Source organism: Neobacillus sp. PVCKKU3, assembly GCF_058323225.1.
The window spans coordinates 57,054-78,248 of sequence record NZ_JBLVQN010000004.1 but is presented as its reverse complement, the minus strand read 5'-3'; the positions used below and the strand labels follow the sequence as shown (position 1 = coordinate 78,248).

The 21,195-nt window shown below is 39.7% G+C and carries 20 protein-coding genes, 1 pseudogene and 1 riboswitch; of the genes and pseudogenes, 14 read left to right on the top strand and 7 right to left on the bottom strand.

Going from position 1 to position 21,195, the window contains the following annotated elements; all coding sequences use genetic code 11:
- Positions 1 to 160 precede the first annotated feature (160 nt).
- A complete protein-coding gene (locus tag ACNQGS_RS04200; protein WP_491486263.1) occupies positions 161 to 1,276 on the top strand; it encodes a UDP-N-acetylmuramoyl-tripeptide--D-alanyl-D-alanine ligase in 1,116 nt (371 codons plus the stop codon).
- A gap of 67 nt (positions 1,277 to 1,343) precedes the next feature.
- On the opposite strand, the gene ACNQGS_RS04195 is transcribed toward ACNQGS_RS04200, so the two are convergent.
- Together ACNQGS_RS04195 and ACNQGS_RS04190 are read right to left on the bottom strand one after the other, a co-directional pair.
- Complete coding sequence (locus tag ACNQGS_RS04195; RefSeq protein WP_213140186.1) at positions 1,344 to 1,727, bottom strand: VOC family protein; 384 nt, start codon at positions 1,725 to 1,727, stop codon at positions 1,344 to 1,346.
- A 75-nt stretch (positions 1,728 to 1,802) separates the two neighbouring features.
- Positions 1,803 to 2,597 (bottom strand): EcsC family protein, encoded by a 795-nt coding sequence (locus ACNQGS_RS04190; RefSeq protein ID WP_491486335.1) that lies wholly within the window; start codon positions 2,595 to 2,597, stop codon positions 1,803 to 1,805.
- Between the two features lie 180 nt (positions 2,598 to 2,777).
- Here ACNQGS_RS04190 and ACNQGS_RS04185 point away from each other — a divergent pair, with 180 nt between their 5' ends.
- From ACNQGS_RS04185 to ACNQGS_RS04175, 3 genes are all read left to right on the top strand, one after another.
- The gene (locus tag ACNQGS_RS04185) at positions 2,778 to 3,191 is read left to right on the top strand and encodes a MerR family transcriptional regulator (protein WP_491486262.1); all 414 of its coding nucleotides are present in this window, start codon (positions 2,778 to 2,780) and stop codon (positions 3,189 to 3,191) included.
- Between the two features lie 58 nt (positions 3,192 to 3,249).
- Positions 3,250 to 4,560, top strand: a complete 1,311-nt coding sequence (locus tag ACNQGS_RS04180; RefSeq protein WP_491486261.1) for a hemolysin family protein — start codon at positions 3,250 to 3,252, stop codon at positions 4,558 to 4,560.
- 146 nt (positions 4,561 to 4,706) lie between these two features.
- Entirely contained in the window at positions 4,707 to 5,168 is a 462-nt protein-coding gene (locus tag ACNQGS_RS04175; protein WP_491486334.1) for a hypothetical protein, read from the top strand.
- Positions 5,169 to 5,244: 76 nt separating this feature from the next.
- On the opposite strand, the gene ACNQGS_RS04170 is transcribed toward ACNQGS_RS04175, so the two are convergent.
- Entirely contained in the window at positions 5,245 to 6,939 is a 1,695-nt protein-coding gene (locus ACNQGS_RS04170) for a hypothetical protein (RefSeq protein WP_491486260.1), read from the bottom strand.
- A gap of 181 nt (positions 6,940 to 7,120) precedes the next feature.
- Here ACNQGS_RS04170 and ACNQGS_RS04165 point away from each other — a divergent pair, with 181 nt between their 5' ends.
- The 4 genes from ACNQGS_RS04165 (at position 7,121) to ACNQGS_RS04150 (ending at position 10,648) form a co-directional block, all read left to right on the top strand.
- Entirely contained in the window at positions 7,121 to 7,594 is a 474-nt protein-coding gene (locus ACNQGS_RS04165; protein ID WP_423802244.1) for a hypothetical protein, read from the top strand.
- Positions 7,595 to 7,600: 6 nt separating this feature from the next.
- Positions 7,601 to 8,476: a tetratricopeptide repeat protein gene (locus ACNQGS_RS04160; protein ID WP_491486259.1), complete on the top strand. Its 876-nt coding sequence runs from the start codon at positions 7,601 to 7,603 to the stop codon at positions 8,474 to 8,476.
- Complete coding sequence (locus ACNQGS_RS04155; protein WP_491486258.1) at positions 8,477 to 9,691, top strand: AAA family ATPase; 1,215 nt, start codon at positions 8,477 to 8,479, stop codon at positions 9,689 to 9,691. It abuts the gene before it with no gap.
- A gap of 120 nt (positions 9,692 to 9,811) precedes the next feature.
- A complete protein-coding gene (locus tag ACNQGS_RS04150) occupies positions 9,812 to 10,648 on the top strand; it encodes a hypothetical protein (RefSeq protein ID WP_491486257.1) in 837 nt (278 codons plus the stop codon).
- Positions 10,649 to 10,672: 24 nt separating this feature from the next.
- On the opposite strand, the pseudogene ACNQGS_RS04145 reads toward ACNQGS_RS04150, so the two are convergent.
- Together ACNQGS_RS04145 and ACNQGS_RS04140 are read right to left on the bottom strand one after the other, a co-directional pair.
- Positions 10,673 to 11,899 (bottom strand): annotated as a pseudogene (locus tag ACNQGS_RS04145) (MFS transporter).
- A 214-nt stretch (positions 11,900 to 12,113) separates the two neighbouring features.
- Complete coding sequence (locus tag ACNQGS_RS04140) at positions 12,114 to 12,887, bottom strand: arylamine N-acetyltransferase family protein (RefSeq protein WP_491486256.1); 774 nt, start codon at positions 12,885 to 12,887, stop codon at positions 12,114 to 12,116.
- Between the two features lie 117 nt (positions 12,888 to 13,004).
- Here ACNQGS_RS04140 and ACNQGS_RS04135 point away from each other — a divergent pair, with 117 nt between their 5' ends.
- The gene (locus tag ACNQGS_RS04135; protein WP_491486255.1) at positions 13,005 to 13,982 is read left to right on the top strand and encodes an aldo/keto reductase; all 978 of its coding nucleotides are present in this window, start codon (positions 13,005 to 13,007) and stop codon (positions 13,980 to 13,982) included.
- A 90-nt stretch (positions 13,983 to 14,072) separates the two neighbouring features.
- Here ACNQGS_RS04135 and ACNQGS_RS04130 read toward each other — a convergent pair whose 3' ends face one another.
- Positions 14,073 to 14,207 (bottom strand): hypothetical protein, encoded by a 135-nt coding sequence (locus tag ACNQGS_RS04130; protein WP_464494104.1) that lies wholly within the window; start codon positions 14,205 to 14,207, stop codon positions 14,073 to 14,075.
- 124 nt (positions 14,208 to 14,331) lie between these two features.
- A riboswitch (cyclic di-AMP (ydaO/yuaA leader) is annotated at positions 14,332 to 14,474 on the top strand.
- 128 nt (positions 14,475 to 14,602) lie between these two features.
- On the opposite strand from ACNQGS_RS04130, the gene ACNQGS_RS04125 reads away from it, so the two are divergent.
- Complete coding sequence (locus ACNQGS_RS04125; RefSeq protein ID WP_491486254.1) at positions 14,603 to 16,429, top strand: APC family permease; 1,827 nt, start codon at positions 14,603 to 14,605, stop codon at positions 16,427 to 16,429.
- A gap of 57 nt (positions 16,430 to 16,486) precedes the next feature.
- Here ACNQGS_RS04125 and ACNQGS_RS04120 read toward each other — a convergent pair whose 3' ends face one another.
- Positions 16,487 to 16,663, bottom strand: a complete 177-nt coding sequence (locus ACNQGS_RS04120; RefSeq protein ID WP_464494106.1) for a hypothetical protein — start codon at positions 16,661 to 16,663, stop codon at positions 16,487 to 16,489.
- Between the two features lie 93 nt (positions 16,664 to 16,756).
- On the opposite strand from ACNQGS_RS04120, the gene ACNQGS_RS04115 reads away from it, so the two are divergent.
- The 4 genes from ACNQGS_RS04115 (at position 16,757) to ACNQGS_RS04100 (ending at position 21,072) form a co-directional block, all read left to right on the top strand.
- A complete protein-coding gene (locus ACNQGS_RS04115) occupies positions 16,757 to 16,900 on the top strand; it encodes a hypothetical protein (protein ID WP_491486253.1) in 144 nt (47 codons plus the stop codon).
- A gap of 164 nt (positions 16,901 to 17,064) precedes the next feature.
- A complete protein-coding gene (locus ACNQGS_RS04110) occupies positions 17,065 to 17,754 on the top strand; it encodes a Na-translocating system protein MpsC family protein (RefSeq protein ID WP_491486252.1) in 690 nt (229 codons plus the stop codon).
- Between the two features lie 113 nt (positions 17,755 to 17,867).
- Positions 17,868 to 19,706: a PAS domain S-box protein gene (locus tag ACNQGS_RS04105; protein WP_491486251.1), complete on the top strand. Its 1,839-nt coding sequence runs from the start codon at positions 17,868 to 17,870 to the stop codon at positions 19,704 to 19,706.
- Positions 19,707 to 19,854: 148 nt separating this feature from the next.
- Positions 19,855 to 21,072 carry an MFS transporter gene (locus ACNQGS_RS04100; RefSeq protein WP_491486250.1) on the top strand — a complete coding sequence of 406 codons (1,218 nt, stop codon included), beginning with the start codon at positions 19,855 to 19,857 and terminating at the stop codon, positions 21,070 to 21,072.
- Positions 21,073 to 21,195 lie beyond the last annotated feature (123 nt).

Genomic DNA, 21,195 nt, shown 5'->3' with positions numbered 1-21,195 from the left:
TTTCGCATGGGGTTGTACCAAAAATAGGTGTGGTTTTTGGGGTGATTTCTATTTTCGTATAACAATTTTATTTCTTTTTTCATAACCTGTTAATTGAAAGCTCCATTTTTGAAAAGGAGTTTTATACATTAATCCTCATGTGAAAAGCGGGTGATTGAAAGTGGATAATATTGGTATAGAAAAACCGATTATAGCCATTACAGGAAGTTCAGGGAAAACAACTACTAAAGAAATGGTGTCATCTATTATACAGAGGCGCTGGAAGGTTTTTAAGTCATATGAAAATGGCAATGACGTTTGGTTTACATCTCAGTATGTGAAGCAAATTGATCCTACTTATGAGGCGCTGGTTTTAGAATACGGGATGACACATGCTGGGAATATTACGGAGCATTGCAAACTTATTCAACCCAATATCGGAATCATCACCAATGTCGGAATAGCCCATATTGGAAATTTTGAGGACCAGGAATTTGGTGTAATAGCCGCGAAGTCAGAATTGATTAAAGGAATGAAATCAGATGGGATTTTATTTTTAAACGAGGACGATCTGAATTCAAAATTGTTGGATAAAGGGGATTTTCGGGGCGAAATTCTTTCTATAGGCATTCAAAACAAAGCCAACTATCAGGCGAGGGAAATTTATTACACTGAGAATGGAATGAATTTTCGGGTTGAAATGGATGGTATGGACTGCCCATTTTATATTCCGATTTTCGGTAAACATAATGTGTATAATGCTTTATTTGCTATAGCAGTTTCCCATCGATTAGGATTGTCCATAAATGATATACGTCTTGGATTAGAAAACTTTTATCAAACGTTTGGCCGCTTAACAATCTATCATTTAAAAAATGAAATAACCATCATTAATGATACTTTTAATGCAAAACCTGATGCTATGAAAGAAGCCATTAATGTCTTATCCAATATTGGTAAGGATACAAAAATTGCTATTTTGGGCTGCATGTTTGACTTAGGCATTCATGAAGAACAAGCCTATAGAGATATAGGAAGTTATGCAGCTAGCTGTAAAATTGATTACCTTTATACGGTAGGGGAAGGAACAAAAATAATAGGAGAGGCTGCAAATCAATCCGGTATAGCCGATGAAAATGTGAAACATTTTCATTCTATCGATGAATTGCATCAAACGCTTGTTGCCCAAATAAAAGAAAAAACAACTGTTCTGATTAAAGGGTATTTTGGAATGGAGAATGCCCTGAGAGTAAAAATGATTGAAACAGCTATGTTTTTAAGAGACTATTTTAAATAATTCAAAAGAAAAAGCATGGAATCAGATCCATGCTATTTCTCTTTACCAGGAGAATATCCCTCAATTCTTACTTGTTTCTTTCCATCACGGCAAAGTAGTTATTTTCACTGTCTGCAAAATTAAACACCTTACCATTAGGCATATTAACAATTTCTCCAACTGTAACGTTTTTGTTTGATAAGTCGCTATGTAATTGTTCAAGATTTTTTGTGAAAAACATTAAAGAGGGAGTGCCAAGATTTAACTCAGGTGCCATTTTAGATACGAATTCTTTATTGTGCAGAATGATGCTTGTCTCAGTCTGATTGGTCGGGGCGACTTCAATCCAACGCATGCCTTGACCGTTATCTTCCTCTGAAATAACCGTAAATCCAACCTTTTCTGTCCAAAATTTTACGGCTTCATCCTGATTGTTAACATAAACCATAACTTGACCTAAAATATTAATCATAAATTCACTCCTATCAATTTGATTTTATTATACCAAATTTTGACACGAAGGAGAGGGGGGAACTTTTTTAAATTCTTAATGAGCTTGTTCCAACTGATGCATTCTTTCCAATATTCTCCGTTTTCGATACAGCATAATCCCAGTTTCCGCAACATCCCCAATAAGTGATTTATTAACAAATGCCCCAAAAATAATCCCGGCAATCGGAATCATTTGAAACAGCTTTTTCCAGCCAAAGTTGTCCCGATAGGTCATAACAACCTCACGCCAGCCCTGCAATTGCGAAAAAATTTGGGCGTTCTGCTTCTTCTCCTCAAATGCCGCGAGATCATCTAGAATGGCTTTTTTCCCAACAATATCAGAGGAAGCAAACTGCAAGCATTTCACAATGAAGATTCGCTCCGATTTCTCCCTTGGGTCATATCCATAGCACAAAGCGACTTCCTGTAGTACCTTTAGGGACATACCGATTAGTAAGGGAATATCGATAGCAAGTGTAAATATTCCGCCAATCCCGGTTGTGGCACCTTGAACAGTAGCCAGATTGGTTCGCGAATTTCGAATTTGTTCGGCTACTGCATCCATTTTGCTGATTGGCATCTCTTGTACTTGATTAAAACTTACCACTTCACGGTCAAACTTTTTTAAAATACCATCCTCATTAATCAAGTATTGTCCGCCCGTTTGTATGTAGCCTCCCAATTCATCAATGGCTGTGCCAAGCTTTTCCTGAATTGATTTAGGGGTAAGTTTATCAAGCAAAACAAACGGCAGGCGGCCGATTTTCTCCCAAAACCATAGGCCCTTTTGATCTTTTTCCCATTTTTCAATCTTCCGTAATTCACTTTTTAAAAAATCAGCTGAGTCCATTGCTGTCAAAATAAATCAACTCCAAATCGATTAATTTCTTAAATGTTTTACGTTTCAACTATAAGAGTAGTTTCAACCAATTTGTCCAAAAACATTTGTTTAAAAACCATCACGTTGACTGTATAGTTCAAAATGTGGTATAGTAAATATAAAATTGGAAGGGGTGAGTAAGTTGGGAAGTTGTATCGAATTGGTGAACTAGCAGCAGTTATGAACCTCTCCAAACGAACAATCGATTACTATACCCAAATAGGCTTACTGAACCCTGTGCGGGCAAATTCAAATTATCGATTGTACGGAGAAGAGAGCGTTCAAGTCTTAAACTTAGTGGAGCATTACAAAAATTTGAATATGCCGCTTGAAGAAATCAAGTCCTTCATTGAACTGATGAAAGCGGACTGCGGCATTGACAAAGAAAAAGTGGAAAAACACGTGGATCAGATTGCCAACATTATGCAGCATCTGAAAGAGGAAATAAAAATCATCGAACCGTTTCTGCAAAAATTAAACGAACACGAAAAAGAAATGGTTGTCAATAGGCTGTCACCCCAGGGTGTCACGTTGGCGCAAACCTTATTATTATTATTAAACTAATTTTTTTAAAAAAACAGGAGGTGTATTCCTAGCTTACCTTTCGTAAGCAGGGATTCTATTGACCATTATTAATTTATTTGTAATTGCTATTTTAATAGCATTTACTGCATTTTTCGTAGCTTACGAATTTGCTATTGTGAAAGTCCGCAGCACGCGGATTGACCAGCTTGTGGCCGAGGGAAATAAAAGTGCCATTGCCGCAAGAAAAATTATTTCAAATCTAGATGAATATTTATCTGCATGTCAATTAGGGATAACCGTTACAGCCTTAGGGTTAGGTTGGTTAGGTGAACCGACAGTGGAACATATTTTACATCCGCTGTTCGTAAGCTTGAGTCTGCCTGAATCAGTGACAACTATTGCTTCATTTGTAATTGCCTTTACATTGGTCACGTTTATCCACGTGGTTGTCGGGGAGCTGGCACCGAAAACATTAGCCATTCAAAAAGCTGAGAAAGTTACATTAATATTGGCAAGGCCGATGATTCTTTTCTATAGAATTGCCTATCCGTTTGTAAAAGCGTTAAACGGCTCGGCACGATTTATAACAGGACTCTTTGGATTGAAGCTTTCCTCGGAACATGAGCAGGCACACTCCGAAGAAGAACTGCAAATCATCATTTCTGAAAGCTTTAAAAGCGGGGAAATTAATCAATCGGAATATCATTATGTTAACAACATTTTTGAATTTAATAATCGGATTGCCAAAGAAATCATGGTACCAAGGACCGAAATTGCAGCATTTGACAAATCGCAAACTGTAGCCGAATGTCTCGAAATTATGAAGAATGAGAATTACACGAGATACCCGGTGATCGATGGGGAGAAAGACAACATCGTCGGTATGGTGAATATGAAGGAAGTCTTAACGGACTTTATTTCTGGTAATCAGTTGGACATAACGATTGACCAATATGTTCGTCCTGCCATTCAGGTGTTTGAATCCATTGATATTGACAAGCTTTTGGTGAAAATGCAAAAAGAACGGATTCATATGGCGATATTAATGGACGAATATGGCGGTACAGCAGGATTGGTGACTGTTGAGGACATTTTGGAAGAAATCGTCGGTGAAATCCGCGACGAATTTGACGCTGACGAAATGCCTGAAATCAATCACATCAACGAAACCAAAACCATCGTGGATGGTAAAGTGCTGATTGAAGAAGTTAACGATTTATTCGGACTCGACCTCGATGATTCAGAAATGGATACCATCGGAGGCTGGATTCTATCCGAAAAAATTGACGTTAGCGAAGGGGACAAAATACAATACGGAGACTTTGCATTTAAAGTCCTCGAAGTCGACGGCTACCATATTAAAACGTTGGAAATTGAAAAATTAGAACCGCAGGCTACGCCTGCATAATATATAGGGATTCCCATCGGTGTCTGAAAGGCACAAGGGAATCCTTTTTTTGGTTTAATTGGCGTTTTTTTTAGCAATTTTGGATACGATAAAAGAACTGAAATAATTTGGGTGAGGTGAAAAGACTCTTGTATAAAAAGAGGCATATGGTGTTTAACCTTTCTATCATTATCGTTCCATGGCTAACCTTGCTGTTTTTTGGGAAGCAAAGTTTAAAACGTTTTTCTTGGGCCGGGATTTTTATTGTTATTTTTGAAATCATCAATCATCTGTATGGACACAAGCGGAAATGGTGGTGGTTTTACCAAAAGCCAAAATCATTCATAAGGGACGAACTTCCCTTTAGTGTAGGACCTTATATGCCTCTGTCTTTGTGGCTATTAAAGTATTCGTATGGAAACTTTAAAAAGTTTATCCTCCTTAATGCAATTGCGGACGGACTGTTTGCTTTTTTATTCATTGACGTATTGAAAAAGTTGAAAATCATCCGTCTAAACCATATAAATCATTTACAATTTTTTATTTATCTGCACTACAAAGCTTACCTATTGTATGGAGTACAGTATTTAATCGAGAAAATAAAAAGATATCCCAAACCCGAATACTGAGCTTTTTGAGTATTTAAATCGTAAACGCTTGAGGAAAACCTAAAGCGTTATTAGATGCCCGTTACAGGCGAGCGAGCTACCCCTGTATAAACGGGCGGTTCTTCAAATGCCCCGAGTGCTCCTTCATGTACATATAGAACAATTCATAGTGGACCCATCTAATCGGGAATTTGAAGGCAAGTTCATTTTTCTTATTGTAGACGAGCACGTTTTTCTTGTCATACTCAACCTTTTTGATTTCCTGAATGCCAATGCTTTGTTGCTTGGCACCATCCTGTTTTACCAGCTGCTGGCCGATAATCAATACTTTTCTCTTTTTATTCTTATAGAATTCCAAATAACACAGCGCGCCGCCAACCACGGTGAAGAGAATCGAAATAAGAAGGGAGTTTTCCGCAAATCCGGATAATATCTCGCGTATCCAATGCACAATTGCCAAGGCGATAAAGAACCATGCACCTCTGCTAAGCTTAGGAGAACTTTGGAAGTATACACTATTATCATAATTCTGCTTTTCTTCGGCCCGTTCCTTGAAAAAGTCTTGCTTGTGCTTTTCGATCGGGGCTGAATCAAATTCCACATAATCCGTATAGGAATCGTTCCAAAGGACGGCGGTATCTTCCCCATCTTCAAGGGCATACGCACCTACCCAACCCACATACACACGGTCATGCTCCTTAAAGCTTATTAAATAGTACCGCACCGGCTGGCCATAGTAATTTTCCATCTCCATTTTATCTTGAACCTGGATGTCGTCCGGATAATGGACAATCCCATTGTCTTCCTCCGGCAATTTGATAATGGTGGTAAAAAGCCGGGTCTTGGCCAAATGAGGCTGCTTGCCCTCATGAATAGGGTACAGTTGCTCCTTATTCCGATCCTTCAATTCCCAGTAGACCATTTCTGCCGTCTCGATATGTGTAGCGCAATCCTTTAAGATGCTGTCATCGTAAGGAAGGTTTTTAACAATGCATAAAAGTAGCGCTTCTGTTTTCAAAAATGGGTCACGGAATTTTAAAGCCTGTTGAAGTTCTATTTCCACCTCAGGAGTAAAATAATATTCCATCAAATTTAAGAACAGCCTCATACGATTTCGAACAATGAAATAACTATCCTTCCAGGCAGTATACACATATTTTGTGGTATAATCCGGATCAAATTTTAAATATTCCTGTTTTTCTGTCACGTAGTCTTCTAACAAAATGGGCAGAACTACTTCTTTTTGATATCCCTTTTCATAACCAGAGGCATTCAACGACAGCAGCATGTCATAGGTTGAAAATTTAAAACGCTGGGATTCAAGCATGTCCAGCGAGGCATCAAGAATCCCTTTTAGCAATGTGGGATAGGGCGCCAATTGCCGGTAAGGGATAATAAAATCATTTGTCTTGATTAATTGGACAATTTTTTCTTCCAAAAAAGAAAAAATCTCTTCGTCTTCCGTTAGTATTAAGAAGTCAATTGCCCGTTCTTTCGCCTGAATGTCAAAACTATCAAAATGCCTGATAAGTCCCTCGGCAACTTCCGGTCTGGAAAAATCACAAACGAAATCGATGAGGAAATAGGAAGGGTTATCCCAATGGTCGACGCGCTCGGGAAATTTGGATGCCGCCGTTTTGATCATATTTTTCAAAAGATCAATCTGTACCTCTAGCCCTTCCTGCTGTTTATATTCAAATAGCTGCCCAAGGGCTTCATAGCGTTTCTGCGGATTTTGGCTTTTCACTTGTCTCAGAATATTGCGCAGCTTGAATTCGTACAAATTCCTCACCAGCCCTATAATCTAGTAAAATTTTACTCTTTCATTCATTTTATTCCATTTCTATACATACGGCAATTGTAAAAATGAAGGATAAATGGCAGGTGTTATTTTCTATAAGAAACTATTGACAGTTTTTTGATTTTTGGGATTATAGTATTAGAATTATATAGAAATTTTTCAGGGGGAGTCTATGTCTAAACCGAATTATGACCTTTTTCAGCCTTCGCTAAACGATGGCTGGAACCAAACTAAATCGTATGATATCAACCGCTTTTTTCTCGTTGCCTTTTTAGGCGGCCCAATTCCCATGATGGTGCTTGGCATTAGGAACGCCAAGTGGCTGAATGTACCCAAGGCAAAAACTAATATGCTGCTGGTCGCTAGTATTCTTGTTCTGATTGCACAAGGTGTTATTTTTTACATGTATGCCGATGGCGCTTTTACTGAAGGAAACAGAATGCCTCGTTATTCTATGCAAATTCTTTCTATTCTTTTGTTTCTACTATACAAATATATGTTGAACAAGCCATTTCAGCAGCATTTAGTTACAAATGGCGAAATTAAGCCTTTATTTAAGCAGGCGCTTCTCTGGATTATTCTTGGCTGCATCATTCAGTTGGCTATCATGGTTACGGCCTTTATCCTGACTGGTAGGGTGGAGTGATGATCTATGACAATTCAGATAAAAGAAAATGATGCTGCTGTCATCGAGCATTATTTTCATTTAGGAAGGTATGAAGCGGCGGCTCCAATCATAGAAAACCAGCTAAGACAAGACCCTAAAAACGCCACTGCTCTGTTTCAAATGGCAGTGGTAGAGATGTCTCGTGAAGACTTTGAAGAAGCTAGGAAACTCTGTCGTGAAGCAATGCAATTTGGGTATAGCGAAGTAATCGGATACCACTTCATCGGATCGACCTATCAGCATGTAGGGATGTATAAAGATGCAGAAGAAGCCTTTTTGGCTGCGCTTAAAATTGATCCGCTTAATGGTGAGTTGATTGTTTCCTACGGTTATTTGATGCTTCAAGCAGGCCATGATAAAAAAGCACATGCTCTCCTGGAACAAGCCAGGGAATTGGAACCTTTCAGTGATAGAGTGAATCAGCTTATCTTACAATTTTATTTTGCAAAAGCGGATTCTAAAAAGCAGCAAGAATACATCCGGAATGTACTTGAGACTTCAACAGATGAGGTTCAAAACCTGACCAACATTGCCATGTACCATGCCTTAAAAGGAGAAGTCAAGGAGGCGAAAGAATGTTATCGGCAAGCATTTCTGCTGAATCCTGCTGACCAAAATATTCTAGCTTTGCTTGGGGAATATGACTCATTAACTCACCCTTTATTTGCTCCCCAGCGTTTTGTTGATAAAATTGGCGGGCCGGCTGTGGTCTGGATTACCTTTATGGTGATTGCGTTATTGTTAAATTGGATGGAGCTTTACATCCCGCTAATCATCATTGCTATAATCTATGTTCTGTATGCCATTTATTCGTGGACTGCACTTTTATTATATAAATGGTTTGTGAAAGGTAGGCTTTAGATGAATAAAATAGAGATTTACCAGTCGATTTTGGAAAGGGACGCGGACAATTGTCAGGTCTGGTATTTGCTCGGGGAGGAATATTTAAAAAGCAGTCAGCTTTCGGAAGCGCTGCACTCTTTTTCATTCGCTGTAAAGAGTGATGATCCGACCCTTACAGAGATGGTTCTTTCTGCTCTAAGAGATTTTGAGAATCCTAGTTTAGTCACAATTGAAACGGTTAAACCAAGAGTCATGCCTGCAGATATAGATAACGAAGTGCTCACTCCTTTTCATTCACAAGAAAATAATAAAGGCTTTAAAGTCATTGAGGGAATAAAACAGAGCAATGTCATTTCTATTGAGAATCGAATTCCAAAAAGAGTAACATTTGATGAAGTTGGCGGTCTTGGCGATTTAAAGAAAACCATCGAGATGAAAATTATCAAACCGTTCATGAATCCTGGTCTTTTTGCGAAATTTCGTAAGAAGGCTGGCGGAGGTATTTTGTTGTATGGACCGCCGGGATGCGGAAAGACGTTTATTGCCAAAGCAACAGCCGGGGAATGTCGGGCAAATTTTTATCCGATCCACATCTCAGAAATTCTCGATCCATTTGTTGGAGTAAGTGAGCAGAATTTGCATAATGCCTTCGAAACGGCACGAGGGAATGCTCCTGCTGTGTTGTTCTTCGATGAATTGGATGCGCTTGGCTTCAGCCGTTCAAAATCCCGTTCCGATGTGATGCGTCCACTAGTGGATACGATGCTGAATGAGCTCCAGAGTGTTGAATCGACGAATGATAAATTACTCATTATCGGGGCTACCAATATGCCGTGGGACGTGGATGATGCGTTTAAGCGCCCAGGCAGATTTGACAAGCTCGTCTTTGTTCCTCCACCGGACAAGGATGCCAGAAAGATCATTTTTGAATTAAAACTTCGCGGCAGGCCGGTTGAAAATGGGATGGTTTATGACGTCCTTGCAGATCAAACCCCGCTCTATTCAGGTGCGGATATTGAGAATGTTGTCGAGATGGCGGCAGAAAATGTGTTATCGGAGATTATGGATGGCGGCAGCGAACGTCTAATTACAATGGAAGATTTACTCGATGCCATCAAGGTCACGAAGCCGACAACGATTGAGTGGTTAACAACAATTAAAAATTACATCAAGTACGCAAACCAAGGCGGCATTTACAGTGATGCTGCAGCTTTTATTAAGGAGAATTTATAGATTACGTGCATTGATATACACAATAAAGCTTTGGAATAGCCCAAGCTTTATTGTGTTTTTAAATGAATTCAAATAGGTATAAAATGGATATTGAATAATGAATTTTAAAGGAGCTATGATATGAGCATCCTCACATCCTTTTTCAATATTTTGCTGATAAGTTTGCTTGAACTAGCGTATCTTTTCGGTGTCATCATCCTGGTAGGCTTGATTTTAGGCGTGCTTGAACGTTATTCTAATTCATTTTTATATCGGGCATTTGGAGCAAAAGGGGTGCTTGCTACGGCGTGGATTGGTGTTCCTATTCATGAAATTGGGCATCTGCTGCAGTGCTTTTTATGGGGGCATAAGGTGACACAGGTGAAGCTGCTTCAGCTTAATAGCCCTGATGGCACGCTTGGTTTCGTGCGCCACCAATATAACCCGAACAGTATGTATCAGCAGGCGGGGAATTTTTTTATAGGGTTGGGGCCAATTTTTAGCGGCATTGGGTCGTTGCTATTAGGAATGTATTTGCTAGTTCCACAATCTTTTGCAACACTTGATTCTTTTATTGCACAGCATATCACCTTTGAAAAAGTTGATTTGCCATTACTATTGACCGTATGGGAAGTCGTAGTCGTTTTTAGTAAGAATTTATTTACCTTAGAAAATTTGCTGAACCCGTTATTTTGGGTTTATTTTGTGCTGGCCATTTGTATTTCTTCGCATATAGCTTTAAGCTGGGCAGACATTAAAGGCTCCGCCAGAGGACTTGGGATGATATTTTTCCTTCTTGTCCTATGGAATCTGACGGCCGGAATCTTTGGTTTTGATACGTACCGGGCTGTTACTAAGCTGGCGGAGTATAATGCCTATGTGCTTGCTTTTTCCAGCATTGCCTTAACTTTTTCTCTTTTAACATGGGTAATTAGCTATCTGCTTTACCAAGTGAATATACGGTTGGCCAATCGATGAAAATAGCTGTGACGTTGTTGTTTTTTAACTGCTATGCTTTAATCCTTTAATGGAAGATAATTTTAATTTTCTGTTGGTTATCATCCCTAAACGAATCGATATTCCAATTGAAACAATGGCAAGAATCGCAATCATGTAGACAACCCCGTGCCATCCGAATTGGCTGTACATTGTTCCACTTGCTGTTCCTCCAATGCTCGAACCAGCATAATAGAAAAATAAGTATAATGATGCGGCTTGTGCCTTATCATGAGTTGCGGCCTTGCTTACCCAGCCGCTGGCAATCGAATGGCCGGCGAAAAAGCCGTAGGTAAAGATGGTGATTCCCAAGATTTTGATCCATAAATGGGTATTTAGCGTGATGCAGGCACCAATTAATAAGATGACCAAAGACAGCTGTAAAATTTTCTTTTTTCCATGATGGTCGGCCAGCATACCCATCCAAGTGGAGCTAAAGGTTCCTACTAAATACACGATGAAAATAAATCCAACCAGCGTTTGACTTAATGAATAAGGAGGCTTAATGAGCTCAAAGCCAATATAGTTGTATAAAGAGACAAAGCTGCCCATTAATAAAAATCCAATGATAAATTGATAAATGAGACCCGGTTCTTTAAATTGGCTGAACTATGAAGTTGCCAGTTTTTTAATGGCTAATTTTTGCGGTGTGAAATGTGTAGATTTAGGCAAAATCAGCCAGAAAACAAAGCTTGCCAGTAAACTAATAATGCCAACGCCAATTAAGGCGACATGCCAGCTGAAATAATCGGTTAAAATGCCGCTGATAATCCTTCCTGCCATTCCGCCAATGGAATTCCCGCTGATATATAACCCCATTGCCATTCCTAAGCTTTTGCCTTCGATTTCCTCGCCTAAATAGGCCATCGCTACTGCCGGCAGGCCAGCAAGCGCAATGCCTTGCAAGATCCGACTTAAAATCAGTAAATGAAAATTTGGTGTAAAAGCGGTTAAAATGGATAGGATGGACGAGGTAAATAATGCAATCGTCATGATGGATTTACGTCCAAATACCTCCGATAAAGAACCGGCTATTAAAAGACTGAGAGATAAGGCAATCGTAGTGGAAGACAAGCTTAAACTGGAAACCGCCGGAGAAATATGAAATTCCTGTGCAAAATCTGGCAGGAGGGGCTGTGTTCCCCAAAGAATGGCAAAGGTACTAAAACCGCCTGCAAATAATGCTAGGTTTACCATTTTAAAGGTGCGTGTCCCACGTTGAATGTAACTCATTTTTTGAAGGCTCCTTTATTTTGTTTTAACTAGATGCTAGCATTACATCTGAGTCCCTCTTATAGTTAGATATTATTATCATACTCTTCTTTTTACATAAATTCTAATTGTTGATATGCATGAAATTGGTGAACGGAGGTATGGTGGAATTATCATCTAAAGGTCAAAATAAGAAGGCGTGGCCAATCACGAACCATGCCTTTTTATTTTAGTCTCAAATTCCAAATTGTTCTTTGGCAATCAATTTGAACTGCTCTGGGTCAATATCCTTTTTGACCATTTTTCCATCCGTCCACTCGGTTAACGAAGTGTCAGTAAGGATTAAGTTACCCCTGTCGGTGAACCTGGTGATTAATGGCTTTTTATTAAAAGAGGATTCGGGGTGCTCGATGATGATTTTCTGCACCTCATTTAAATCAGATTCACCTACGGATTTCCTGGTGTCAAAAGCATAGCCCATCTTCCAATCTTGGTCTTTATGCTTTAGTTTCATATGCAAAATGTAATTTCCATGCTCTGTGTTGGCTTGCTCGATGCGGAATTCTCCATTTTGCGATGTTACGATTTCCCCGCTTAATGGGACGGGCTTCAATGGCAGGTTCCCCCCGAAACCTGTGTCGATGAGGTATCGGTACTCGTTGTGGGTGATGACAATCGCCACATGAGTTCTTCCGGTAGAACTCCATTCCTTGGCAATATGATTGTATACTACACCCCGAACCAAGGATATATTAAAATTATTTTCAATTAAAAAATAGTAGAGAATGGTGTTAAGGTCATAACAAAGTCCGCCTTCATTTTTTAATAGGATTCTGTTTTTTAGATTTTCTTTTGAAATTTCGGCAGTTTTATTAGCGATGATGCACAAATTTTCAAAGGGAATGGATTTTGCTGTTTTTTCAAGGATGGTGTCTATTTTTTCAAAGGTAACAGTTTCGTCTTGCGGGTACCCAATTCTTTTGCGGAATAATAGATTTAATTCACCCATTCGTAAATCCTCCTAAAATTTATAATCAATTAAAAATGCGGGAAATGCATTATGTAAAAATTACCCAAAATATATTATAGTTAAGTTGAAACCAAATTGAAAGAAGGTACATACAAGATGGATTACGTTAAGCTTGGTAATACAGGGTTAGATGTTTCCCGGTTATGTCTTGGCTGCATGAGTTTCGGTGTTCCTGAGCGAGGAACTCACCAGTGGGTGCTTAACGAAGAACTAAGCCGCCCGATTATTAAAAAGGCACTTGATGATGGCATCAACTTTTTTGACACGGCAAACGCCTATTCAGACGGAACAAGTGAGGAAATTGTCGGCCGCGCCCTGAAGGAGTTTGCAAACCGGGATGAGATTGTCATTGCAACCAAAGTGTACATGCGCATGCATAAAGGCCCGAATGGTGGAGGGCTCTCCAGAAAAGCTATTATGGCGGAAATCGATAACAGCCTAAAGCGCCTAGGGACTGATTATGTCGACCTGTATCAGATACACCGCTGGGACTACAAGACGCCTATTGAAGAGACAATGGAAGCGCTGCATGATGTGGTGAAGGCCGGTAAGGCCAGATATATAGGCGCTTCATCTATGTATGCGTGGCAATTTATGAAAGCACAAAATATTGCTAAGCGCAACGGATGGACGAAGTTCGTTTCCATGCAGAACCACTTAAACCTTCTTTATCGTGAAGAAGAACGCGAAATGCTGCCGCTCTGCCGGGAAGAGAAAATCGGTGTAATTCCTTGGAGTCCGCTGGCAAGAGGGAAGCTGACCCGCGATTGGGTAGAAACGACTTCCCGATCCCAGACAGATGAATTTGGAAAAACACTTTACACATCTGCAATTGAGGCGGACCGTAAAATCGTCGAACGTGTAGCGGAATTAGCCGCAAAACGGGAGGTTCCCCGTGCACAAATTGCACTTGCGTGGGTGCTGCAAAAAGCGCCTGTTACAGCACCTATTATTGGGGTCACGAAAATGCCTCATCTTGAAGATGCAGTTGCAGCAATCTCGATTAAACTCACCCCGGAAGAAGTGGCCTATTTGGAAGAACCTTATGTCCCTCATCCGGTTCGCGGCTTCTAATAGTAACTCATAATATTATAACTACCTTCTGTTAAATAAACAGACTACGATTTTTTACATCGTAGTCTGTTTTCACTCTTATTAGACATCTCAATTTTTATGTGTTTCATGGTCATAACGTTCGACATTTTGTTCAACCGTGTCCCACCCAAATTCCTCGTTAATGTCTTTCACTAGCTCGTTTAAAAATTCATCAGATATAATAGGATTTTTTTCGTTACGCATGAAAATCCTCCTTTTGACTATTTTATGGAATAATCGCTTGTCCCGTTACTTAACATAACCGTTTATCTATAAAAAAAATCATTTACAACAAGCGAACACGGGAGTATGATATTCACAGTTTCAATTTTCTAAATCGCTGAAACCGATAGGTGCGGGGGAACCATTGTTCTGGATTAGTAAATAATCCTAGGGGTGAATCCTTTCAGGCAGGGCTACTCAAAGGCCCGAACCCGACAGCTAACCTCGCAAGCGTTATATTGAGTAGGAAGGCGGAGCTTGTGATGCAAAAGAAATGATGTGTCTACAGGTCTATTCGTAATGACTTGGAGGCACTTTTTATTTTGCGAAAAATAGGGAAACTTACTTACAACTTATGAAATTTGGCGGTGACATGAATGTTTTCTTCTGTAAAAAGGTTCTTGATAGGGAGGCCTTTGAAATCACATGAACTAGGAGAACAAAAAATTAATAAAACAAAAGCATTGGCAATTCTTTCTTCGGATGCGTTGTCGTCAGTGGCTTATGGTCCTGAGCAGATTTTGATTGTCCTGGTGACAGTTGGAGCGACCGCATTCTGGTATTCCATTCCGATCGCCGTCGGCGTATTGATCCTGTTAACTGCACTTATCTTGTCTTATCGGCAAATCATCTTTGCTTATCCGCACGGCGGCGGAGCCTATGTGGTGTCGAAGAGTAATTTGGGAGTGAATTCCGGGCTGGTGGCCGGAGGCTCTCTGTTAGTGGATTATATTTTAACGGTTGCTGTCAGTGTATCCGCCGGAACTGATGCCATCACTTCAGCGTTTCCTAATTTGCATGGCGATAATGTGGGGATTGCGATTCTATTTGTTCTATTCATTACCCTTTTAAATTTAAGGGGAGTAACAGAGTCTGCGTCCATTTTAGCCTATCCTGTATACCTTTTTGTCCTAGCTTTGTTTATTTTAGTAGGTGTAGGTTTATATAAAATCATGACTGGCCAAATTTCGCCTGCCTTACATACTCCAATAGGGACGCCAGTGGCTGGGATCAGTTTGTTTATTTTATTAAGGGCATTTGCTTCCGGAAGCTCTGCCTTAACAGGTGTTGAAGCGATTTCGAATGCTATTCCAAACTTTAAAGATCCGGCACCCAAAAACGCCGCCAAAACTTTAATGGCAATGGGAATTCTGCTTGCGGCTCTATTTTCGGGAATTGTCTTTTTGGCTTATTATTACGGCATCGTGCCTAGAGCAGAGGTAACCGTTGTTTCACAAATAGCTGAACACACCTTTGGGCGGAATTTCATGTACTACTTTATACAGGGAACTACAGCCTTGATCTTGATTTTGGCCGCAAACACGGGGTATTCTGCGTTTCCACTATTGTCGGTCAATTTGGCAAAAGATAAATTCATCCCTAGAATGTTCCTGGTTAGAGGAGACCGATTAGGGTATTCGAATGGAATCATTATTCTTGGTGCGGCGTCTATGATCTTAATCCTTGCCTTTCAAGCGGAGACAGAGCATCTTATTCCGCTTTACGCCGTCGGGGTGTTTATACCGTTTACCTTGTCACAAACAGGTATGATGGTCAAATGGCTTCGCGAAAAACCAAATGGCTGGGGATTAAAGTTTGTTATTAATACCACCGGGGCCCTAATCAGTTTTACAGTAACACTCATCTTTTTCGTTACAAAATTTTCACGGGTTTGGCCAATATTAATCTTTTTGCCATTGATTATCCTTCTGTTCCACAGGATTAAAAAACATTATGAAGCAGTCGGGGACCAGCTTAGAATTTCCGATTGCGAGCCCGCTGTTCCGATTGAAGGGAATGTCATTGTCGTCCCTGTGGCGGGTATTACCCATGTGGTCGAAAATTCGATCAATTATGCAAAATCGCTGAAGCCTGATCAAATTATTGCTGTTTATGTCGCGTTTGAAAGAGAGGACGAGCATAAATTCGAAGAGAAATGGAAGAAATGGCACCCGGATATCCGCCTTGTGACGCTGCATTCTCATTACAGGAGTATCATTAATCCATTAACGAAGTTTGTTGATACTGTTGAACATAAAGCAAGCGAGGCCAATTTCCGTGTTACTGTCGTCATTCCGCAATTTATGCCGAAGCACAGTTGGGAAAACATTCTTCATAATCAATCCAGCCTGCTAATCCGATCCTTTTTACTGTATCGCAGAAACGTGATTGTCACGACAGTTCCATATCATTTAAAAAAGTAAATAGGACAAAAGGAAGGTGTAATCTGGCACCTTCCTTTTTTTGTGCATTCAAATGTTTTAGGTGCGAATGGTAGAGGTAGAGAAGTTCTTTATCATTTTTTGCAGATTTCTGTGGCCATCTCTTAACTTAATTGCTTCTTCTATAATCTTTTGGAAACCTTCCAAATCTCTGTCAGTAGCGTTTAAAAGGGACTTCGGCAAGCCTTCGACGATTTGTTGTAGGGTTAAATCCATGTATAAAACCACCTTTCAACTAATTTCGTTAGACAATGATTTTCGTCTTTTTAATTAAATTTTAGAAAAGACTGTTTTTTTCCTGCAGGCAACGTGAAAAACTTATCACCAAATATCGGCAGAATCATTCAAGATTGGCGACTATTATTGAACATCTCTAAAATAACGACAACAGATGCGCTTGTTCGCAACGGATGCCGATACAAACGGACTGCCGTTCAGTATAAAAATGAATAATTTTTTTATTTATATAAGATAATACTTATATGTATTTTTAAATGCTTTTACTATATGTCAATGGCAAATAGTAGAAATTCGTTGAAAATTTTAGCAGAAAAATATACAATATATTGGGGATAAAAGAAAAAATGCTTTTATCTCAATTTAGAGGATGGTTTTCTTTGGAAAGCAAACAGCTTCAAATGGAACTTTCAAGCTATATTGGCAGAGCACTCCGGGAAGCCTTTGGAAAGGGACCTGAATCTGTCTATGTTTCGGTCAATCATGCTTTTATAACAGTGTATTTGCGAAATTTTATTTCGCCGACTGAAAATGTTTTGTTGGAACAAAAGCATAAACAGCTGGTCCAAAGTACTAGGGATATTTTAATGGAAACTCTTATTCCGGAGTTTAAAGCATATATGAAAATTTTAACCGGAATGGAAATCAAAGAGTTTTATTATGACTGGGGTTTGCATAATAAAAGCGGGATGTTTATCTGTAAAGGGTCAGACCCGGTCAAAGTTGGTCATAATGAGGAATACAATGGAAAAAATTCTATTCATGAAGAAATCAAGGCTATCAGCATTCAGGCTGAAAAAGAGCCGGAGGAGATAGATTCCTACCTCATAAACAATCGAACATTGGTTGTGATTCGCAAGGGCATTCTTGTTCCAATTGAAAGAGAGTTAATCCGGTTAGGCCATTCTGAAACATTAAGGCTTGCAAAAAGGAATCTTGAAAAAAGATTATTACATAATAAAGGTAATTTCGAAGGCATTCTTCAAACAAAAGTGACAGACATTTTTGTGGATTGGGATTTTCAGTTAGATAAAAGTGCCATCGTACTAATCTTATCACCAACATCATAGGGCGGAAGTGAGTTAGACAATTATGTTGAGCTAGACACAAGCCAAGATGGGACATGATCCTATCTTGGCTTTTTTGTATAGGTATAAAGTAGGAAAGGAACTGATAGAGAAAGATGAACAGTCCTGTTGAAAATATTAAGAATGAAAAGAACCAGCTATTAAAAAAATACATAGGGGAACGTTTTGCTGATTACGAAATGCTGTTTGAACGCAGCCAAAATGCGCTTCTATTATTAGATACTGCAGGGAATATAGTGAGGGTTAACCCGACATTTGAGATGCTTTGTGGGTATACTGCTAAAGAAGTGCTAACCATGAAACTGCAGACTTTTTTTCCGCTTGATAGCTTAGACAACGTTTTCCATCATTTTCATAAGACATCATTGGGTCAGTTGGAAAACTTCGACTGCCAGTTGAACAACAAAAGCGGTGCCATCCATGATGTCAATATTACAAACATACCAATCAGTGTCGATAACCAAATCGTTGGGGTGATAGCTGTCATAAAAGATATTACTCTATTAAAACAAAAAAAGACAGAAGTTCGGAAAATAGAAGAGTTTCACCGCGTATTGACGGAAAATGTTCTTGATACAATCCTCTGTACTAACTTATTGGGGAAAATCATTTATATTTCTCCATCCTGCGAAACGATATCCGGTTATAAGGCCGAGGAATTAATTGGAAACAGTCTTACTACCATCATTCACGAGGAAGATTGGGAAAAGGCTTATGCCGATCGGAAATTATCCTATTTAGGTGCAGAAAGCATTCGCGGGAAGTATCGGATTCGTAGAAAAGATGGAACGCTGGTATGGGTGGAGGCACTCAGTAAACCGATTATTGACCCGGACACACAAACGATAGTCGAGGTTGTCTCAGTTATTAGGGACATTACTGAAAGAATTAAAGCAGAAGAAGAGTTGTGGAGCCGTAAAAAGGCATTCCGCGAATTAGTTGAACATTCCCCGGATGCTGTCCTCATTGTCCGGGATAAGAATATCATTTTTGTAAATGAGACAGGTATTGATTTACTTGGTGCTAACAATGCAGAAGAGATTCTTTCGAAAAACCTTCTTTATTTTATTCACCCTGATTACCATCAAGAGGTAAAGGAGTGCTTTCAAACCGTTTCTAATGGTAAAACGGTCGATTTTCGGGATTACAAAGTAATCCGCGGCGATGGGTCAGTTTTTGATGCTGAAATAAAAGGAATTCCAACATTTTTCAATAATCATTATGCCCAACATGTGATTATTCGGGATATTACTGAACGTAAAAAGACGCAGGAGCTTTTGCTTAACTCTGAAAAATTAACCATTGCTGGGCAATTGGCTGCAGGCATTGCCCACGAGGTCCGAAATCCACTGACAGCTATTAAAGGGTTTTTGCAGTTAATGGAAAGGAAAATGGAGGAACAAACCTATTTTGGAATCATCGAATCGGAAATAGATCGAATTGAATTAATCCTCAGTGAATTGCTAGTCCTAGCCAAACCGCAGGATGTTAAGTTCGAATCCGTCTATTTGCCAGCCTTGATTGAAGATATTAAAACATTAATCGATACCCAAGCAATTATGAATAATGTGAAGATTGAAGTGGTTAATACTGATGGACCAATCACAATCAATGGCGATATAAATCAGTTAAAGCAGGTCTTTATCAACTTTTTAAAAAATGCTATTGAAGCAATGCCGAATGGTGGCAGCTGCATTATTGAAATGAAAGCACTCGGTGAGAACAAGGTGAAGATTTTCTTTAAGGATACGGGTGACGGCATTCCGCCGCACATTTTGAAACGAATTGGCGAACCATTCTTTACGACCAAAGAAAATGGCACAGGGCTCGGAATTATGATTTCAAAACAAATCATTGAAAACCATCACGGCACCGTTCATTTTTGGAGTGACAAGAAGGGCACCATTATTGAGGTCATTCTTCCGTTACAATAACGATAAAAGTATCCCAAGTAAAAATACTTGGGATCTTTATATTTCAACAATCGGATATTTCGGGAGTGAAAATAATTTTAGTATATGATATTATGACAGTATTAAATTAAAATTTTTGGAAAAAAGTACAATTTAGGAGATGGAAAACGTGCTAATGTGGAAACGAAATTTATGGGTGCTTTGGGTTGGCGTGTTCTTTACATCAGCCAGTTTTTCCATGGTAATTCCTTTTTTACCGATATTTCTGTTGCAATTAGGGGTGCATGATCACGCTGAAATGTGGTCAGGTGTGCTCTTTAGTGCTGCTTTCTTTGCTGGTGCTTTCGCTTCACCGTTTTGGGGGCGTGTGGCCGATAAATATGGAAGAAAACCAATGATTATAAGGGCTGGTATTGCCCTTTTTGTTATTTATACGTTAATGGCATTTGTCACCAATCCATATCAAATCTTAGCATTAAGGATTTTACAGGGGTTACTCAGTGGGTTTATTCCAGGTGCAATTGCTTTGATTGGAACCAATACTCCGAATGAAAAAGTTGGGTATGCCTTGTCCATGATCTCCTCAGCATCGGCATCAGGGGGCATCCTTGGTCCACTATTAGGAGGGGGTATTGCACATCTTGTTGGTAACCGGCTTGCCTTTGCCAGTGGTGGAGTATTTGTATTCCTCGCCACGCTGCTGATTATTTTTTGGGTAAAAGAAGAAAATTTCAAGCCTAACAAAGAGCGCGGGGGCTCTGTTAGAAATGATTTTAAGACAGCGATGACCAACCGGCCGTTATTTCTTGTGCTCATTTTAACAGTTGTAACAAGTTGTTCCATTATGACAATCGAACCGGTGCTTCCTTTATATGTTGTAAAGTTGGGCGGGTCATCCGATAACGCTTCTTTAATTGCCGGTATCGTGTTTTCACTGCCAGGCATCGCTAGTGCTTTATTTGCCCCGTATTGGGGAAAATGGGCCGATAAAGTTGGTTTTCAGCGGGTGTTATTCATAGGCTTGATGGGCGGAGGCATCGGCATGTTAGCCCAGATACTGGTCTCGCAAATATGGGGATTTTCTATCATCCGCTTCATGTTTGGCGTCTTCTTCTGCGCGGTTTATCCAGCGTTAAACGGTTTGGTTGTAAAATCCACGCCAGATGAATTCCGAGGCCGCGCCTTTGGATTAAACCAAACCGCCAATCAGATTGGCGGCATGACAGGCCCGATGATTGGTGGCTTCTTAGGCGGAATATTACCGGTTCAAAGTGTGTTCCTGGTAACCGGTGTCCTTCTTTTAACTGCCATGGGCATGGTGTATTGGAATGCAGGTGTGTTAAGTGGTTCTATGAAGCGGAAGATTATTGCCAGAAAATCTGGTTAAAACCAATCACCTGATTTAAATGGCAAAACAAGAAAGAGGTTGGAGCAAAGCCCAATCTCTTTTTGTATTATCAGGTTATTTTTGCGGATCAGTCAATTAGGGAGAGGTTTGCGAAAAGGGACT

Excerpts from the sequence above, each read along its gene's own strand:
- ACNQGS_RS04160 (WP_491486259.1), top strand. The coding sequence starts at position 7,601 with ATGACAATTCAGATAAAAGAAAATGATGCTGCTGTCATCGAGCATTAT.
- ACNQGS_RS04130 (WP_464494104.1), bottom strand. The coding sequence starts at position 14,207 with ATGCGTAACGAAAAAAATCCTATTATATCTGATGAATTTTTAAACGAG.
- ACNQGS_RS04135 (WP_491486255.1), top strand. The coding sequence starts at position 13,005 with ATGGATTACGTTAAGCTTGGTAATACAGGGTTAGATGTTTCCCGGTTA.
- ACNQGS_RS04190 (WP_491486335.1), bottom strand. The coding sequence starts at position 2,597 with ATGGACTCAGCTGATTTTTTAAAAAGTGAATTACGGAAGATTGAAAAA.
- ACNQGS_RS04195 (WP_213140186.1), bottom strand. The coding sequence starts at position 1,727 with ATGATTAATATTTTAGGTCAAGTTATGGTTTATGTTAACAATCAGGAT.
- ACNQGS_RS04105 (WP_491486251.1), top strand. The coding sequence starts at position 17,868 with ATGAACAGTCCTGTTGAAAATATTAAGAATGAAAAGAACCAGCTATTA.
- ACNQGS_RS04140 (WP_491486256.1), bottom strand. The coding sequence starts at position 12,887 with ATGGGTGAATTAAATCTATTATTCCGCAAAAGAATTGGGTACCCGCAA.
- ACNQGS_RS04155 (WP_491486258.1), top strand. The coding sequence starts at position 8,477 with ATGAATAAAATAGAGATTTACCAGTCGATTTTGGAAAGGGACGCGGAC.
- ACNQGS_RS04175 (WP_491486334.1), top strand. The coding sequence starts at position 4,707 with ATGGTGTTTAACCTTTCTATCATTATCGTTCCATGGCTAACCTTGCTG.
- ACNQGS_RS04150 (WP_491486257.1), top strand. The coding sequence starts at position 9,812 with ATGAGCATCCTCACATCCTTTTTCAATATTTTGCTGATAAGTTTGCTT.
- ACNQGS_RS04165 (WP_423802244.1), top strand. The coding sequence starts at position 7,121 with ATGTCTAAACCGAATTATGACCTTTTTCAGCCTTCGCTAAACGATGGC.
- ACNQGS_RS04120 (WP_464494106.1), bottom strand. The coding sequence starts at position 16,663 with ATGGATTTAACCCTACAACAAATCGTCGAAGGCTTGCCGAAGTCCCTT.
- ACNQGS_RS04125 (WP_491486254.1), top strand. The coding sequence starts at position 14,603 with ATGTTTTCTTCTGTAAAAAGGTTCTTGATAGGGAGGCCTTTGAAATCA.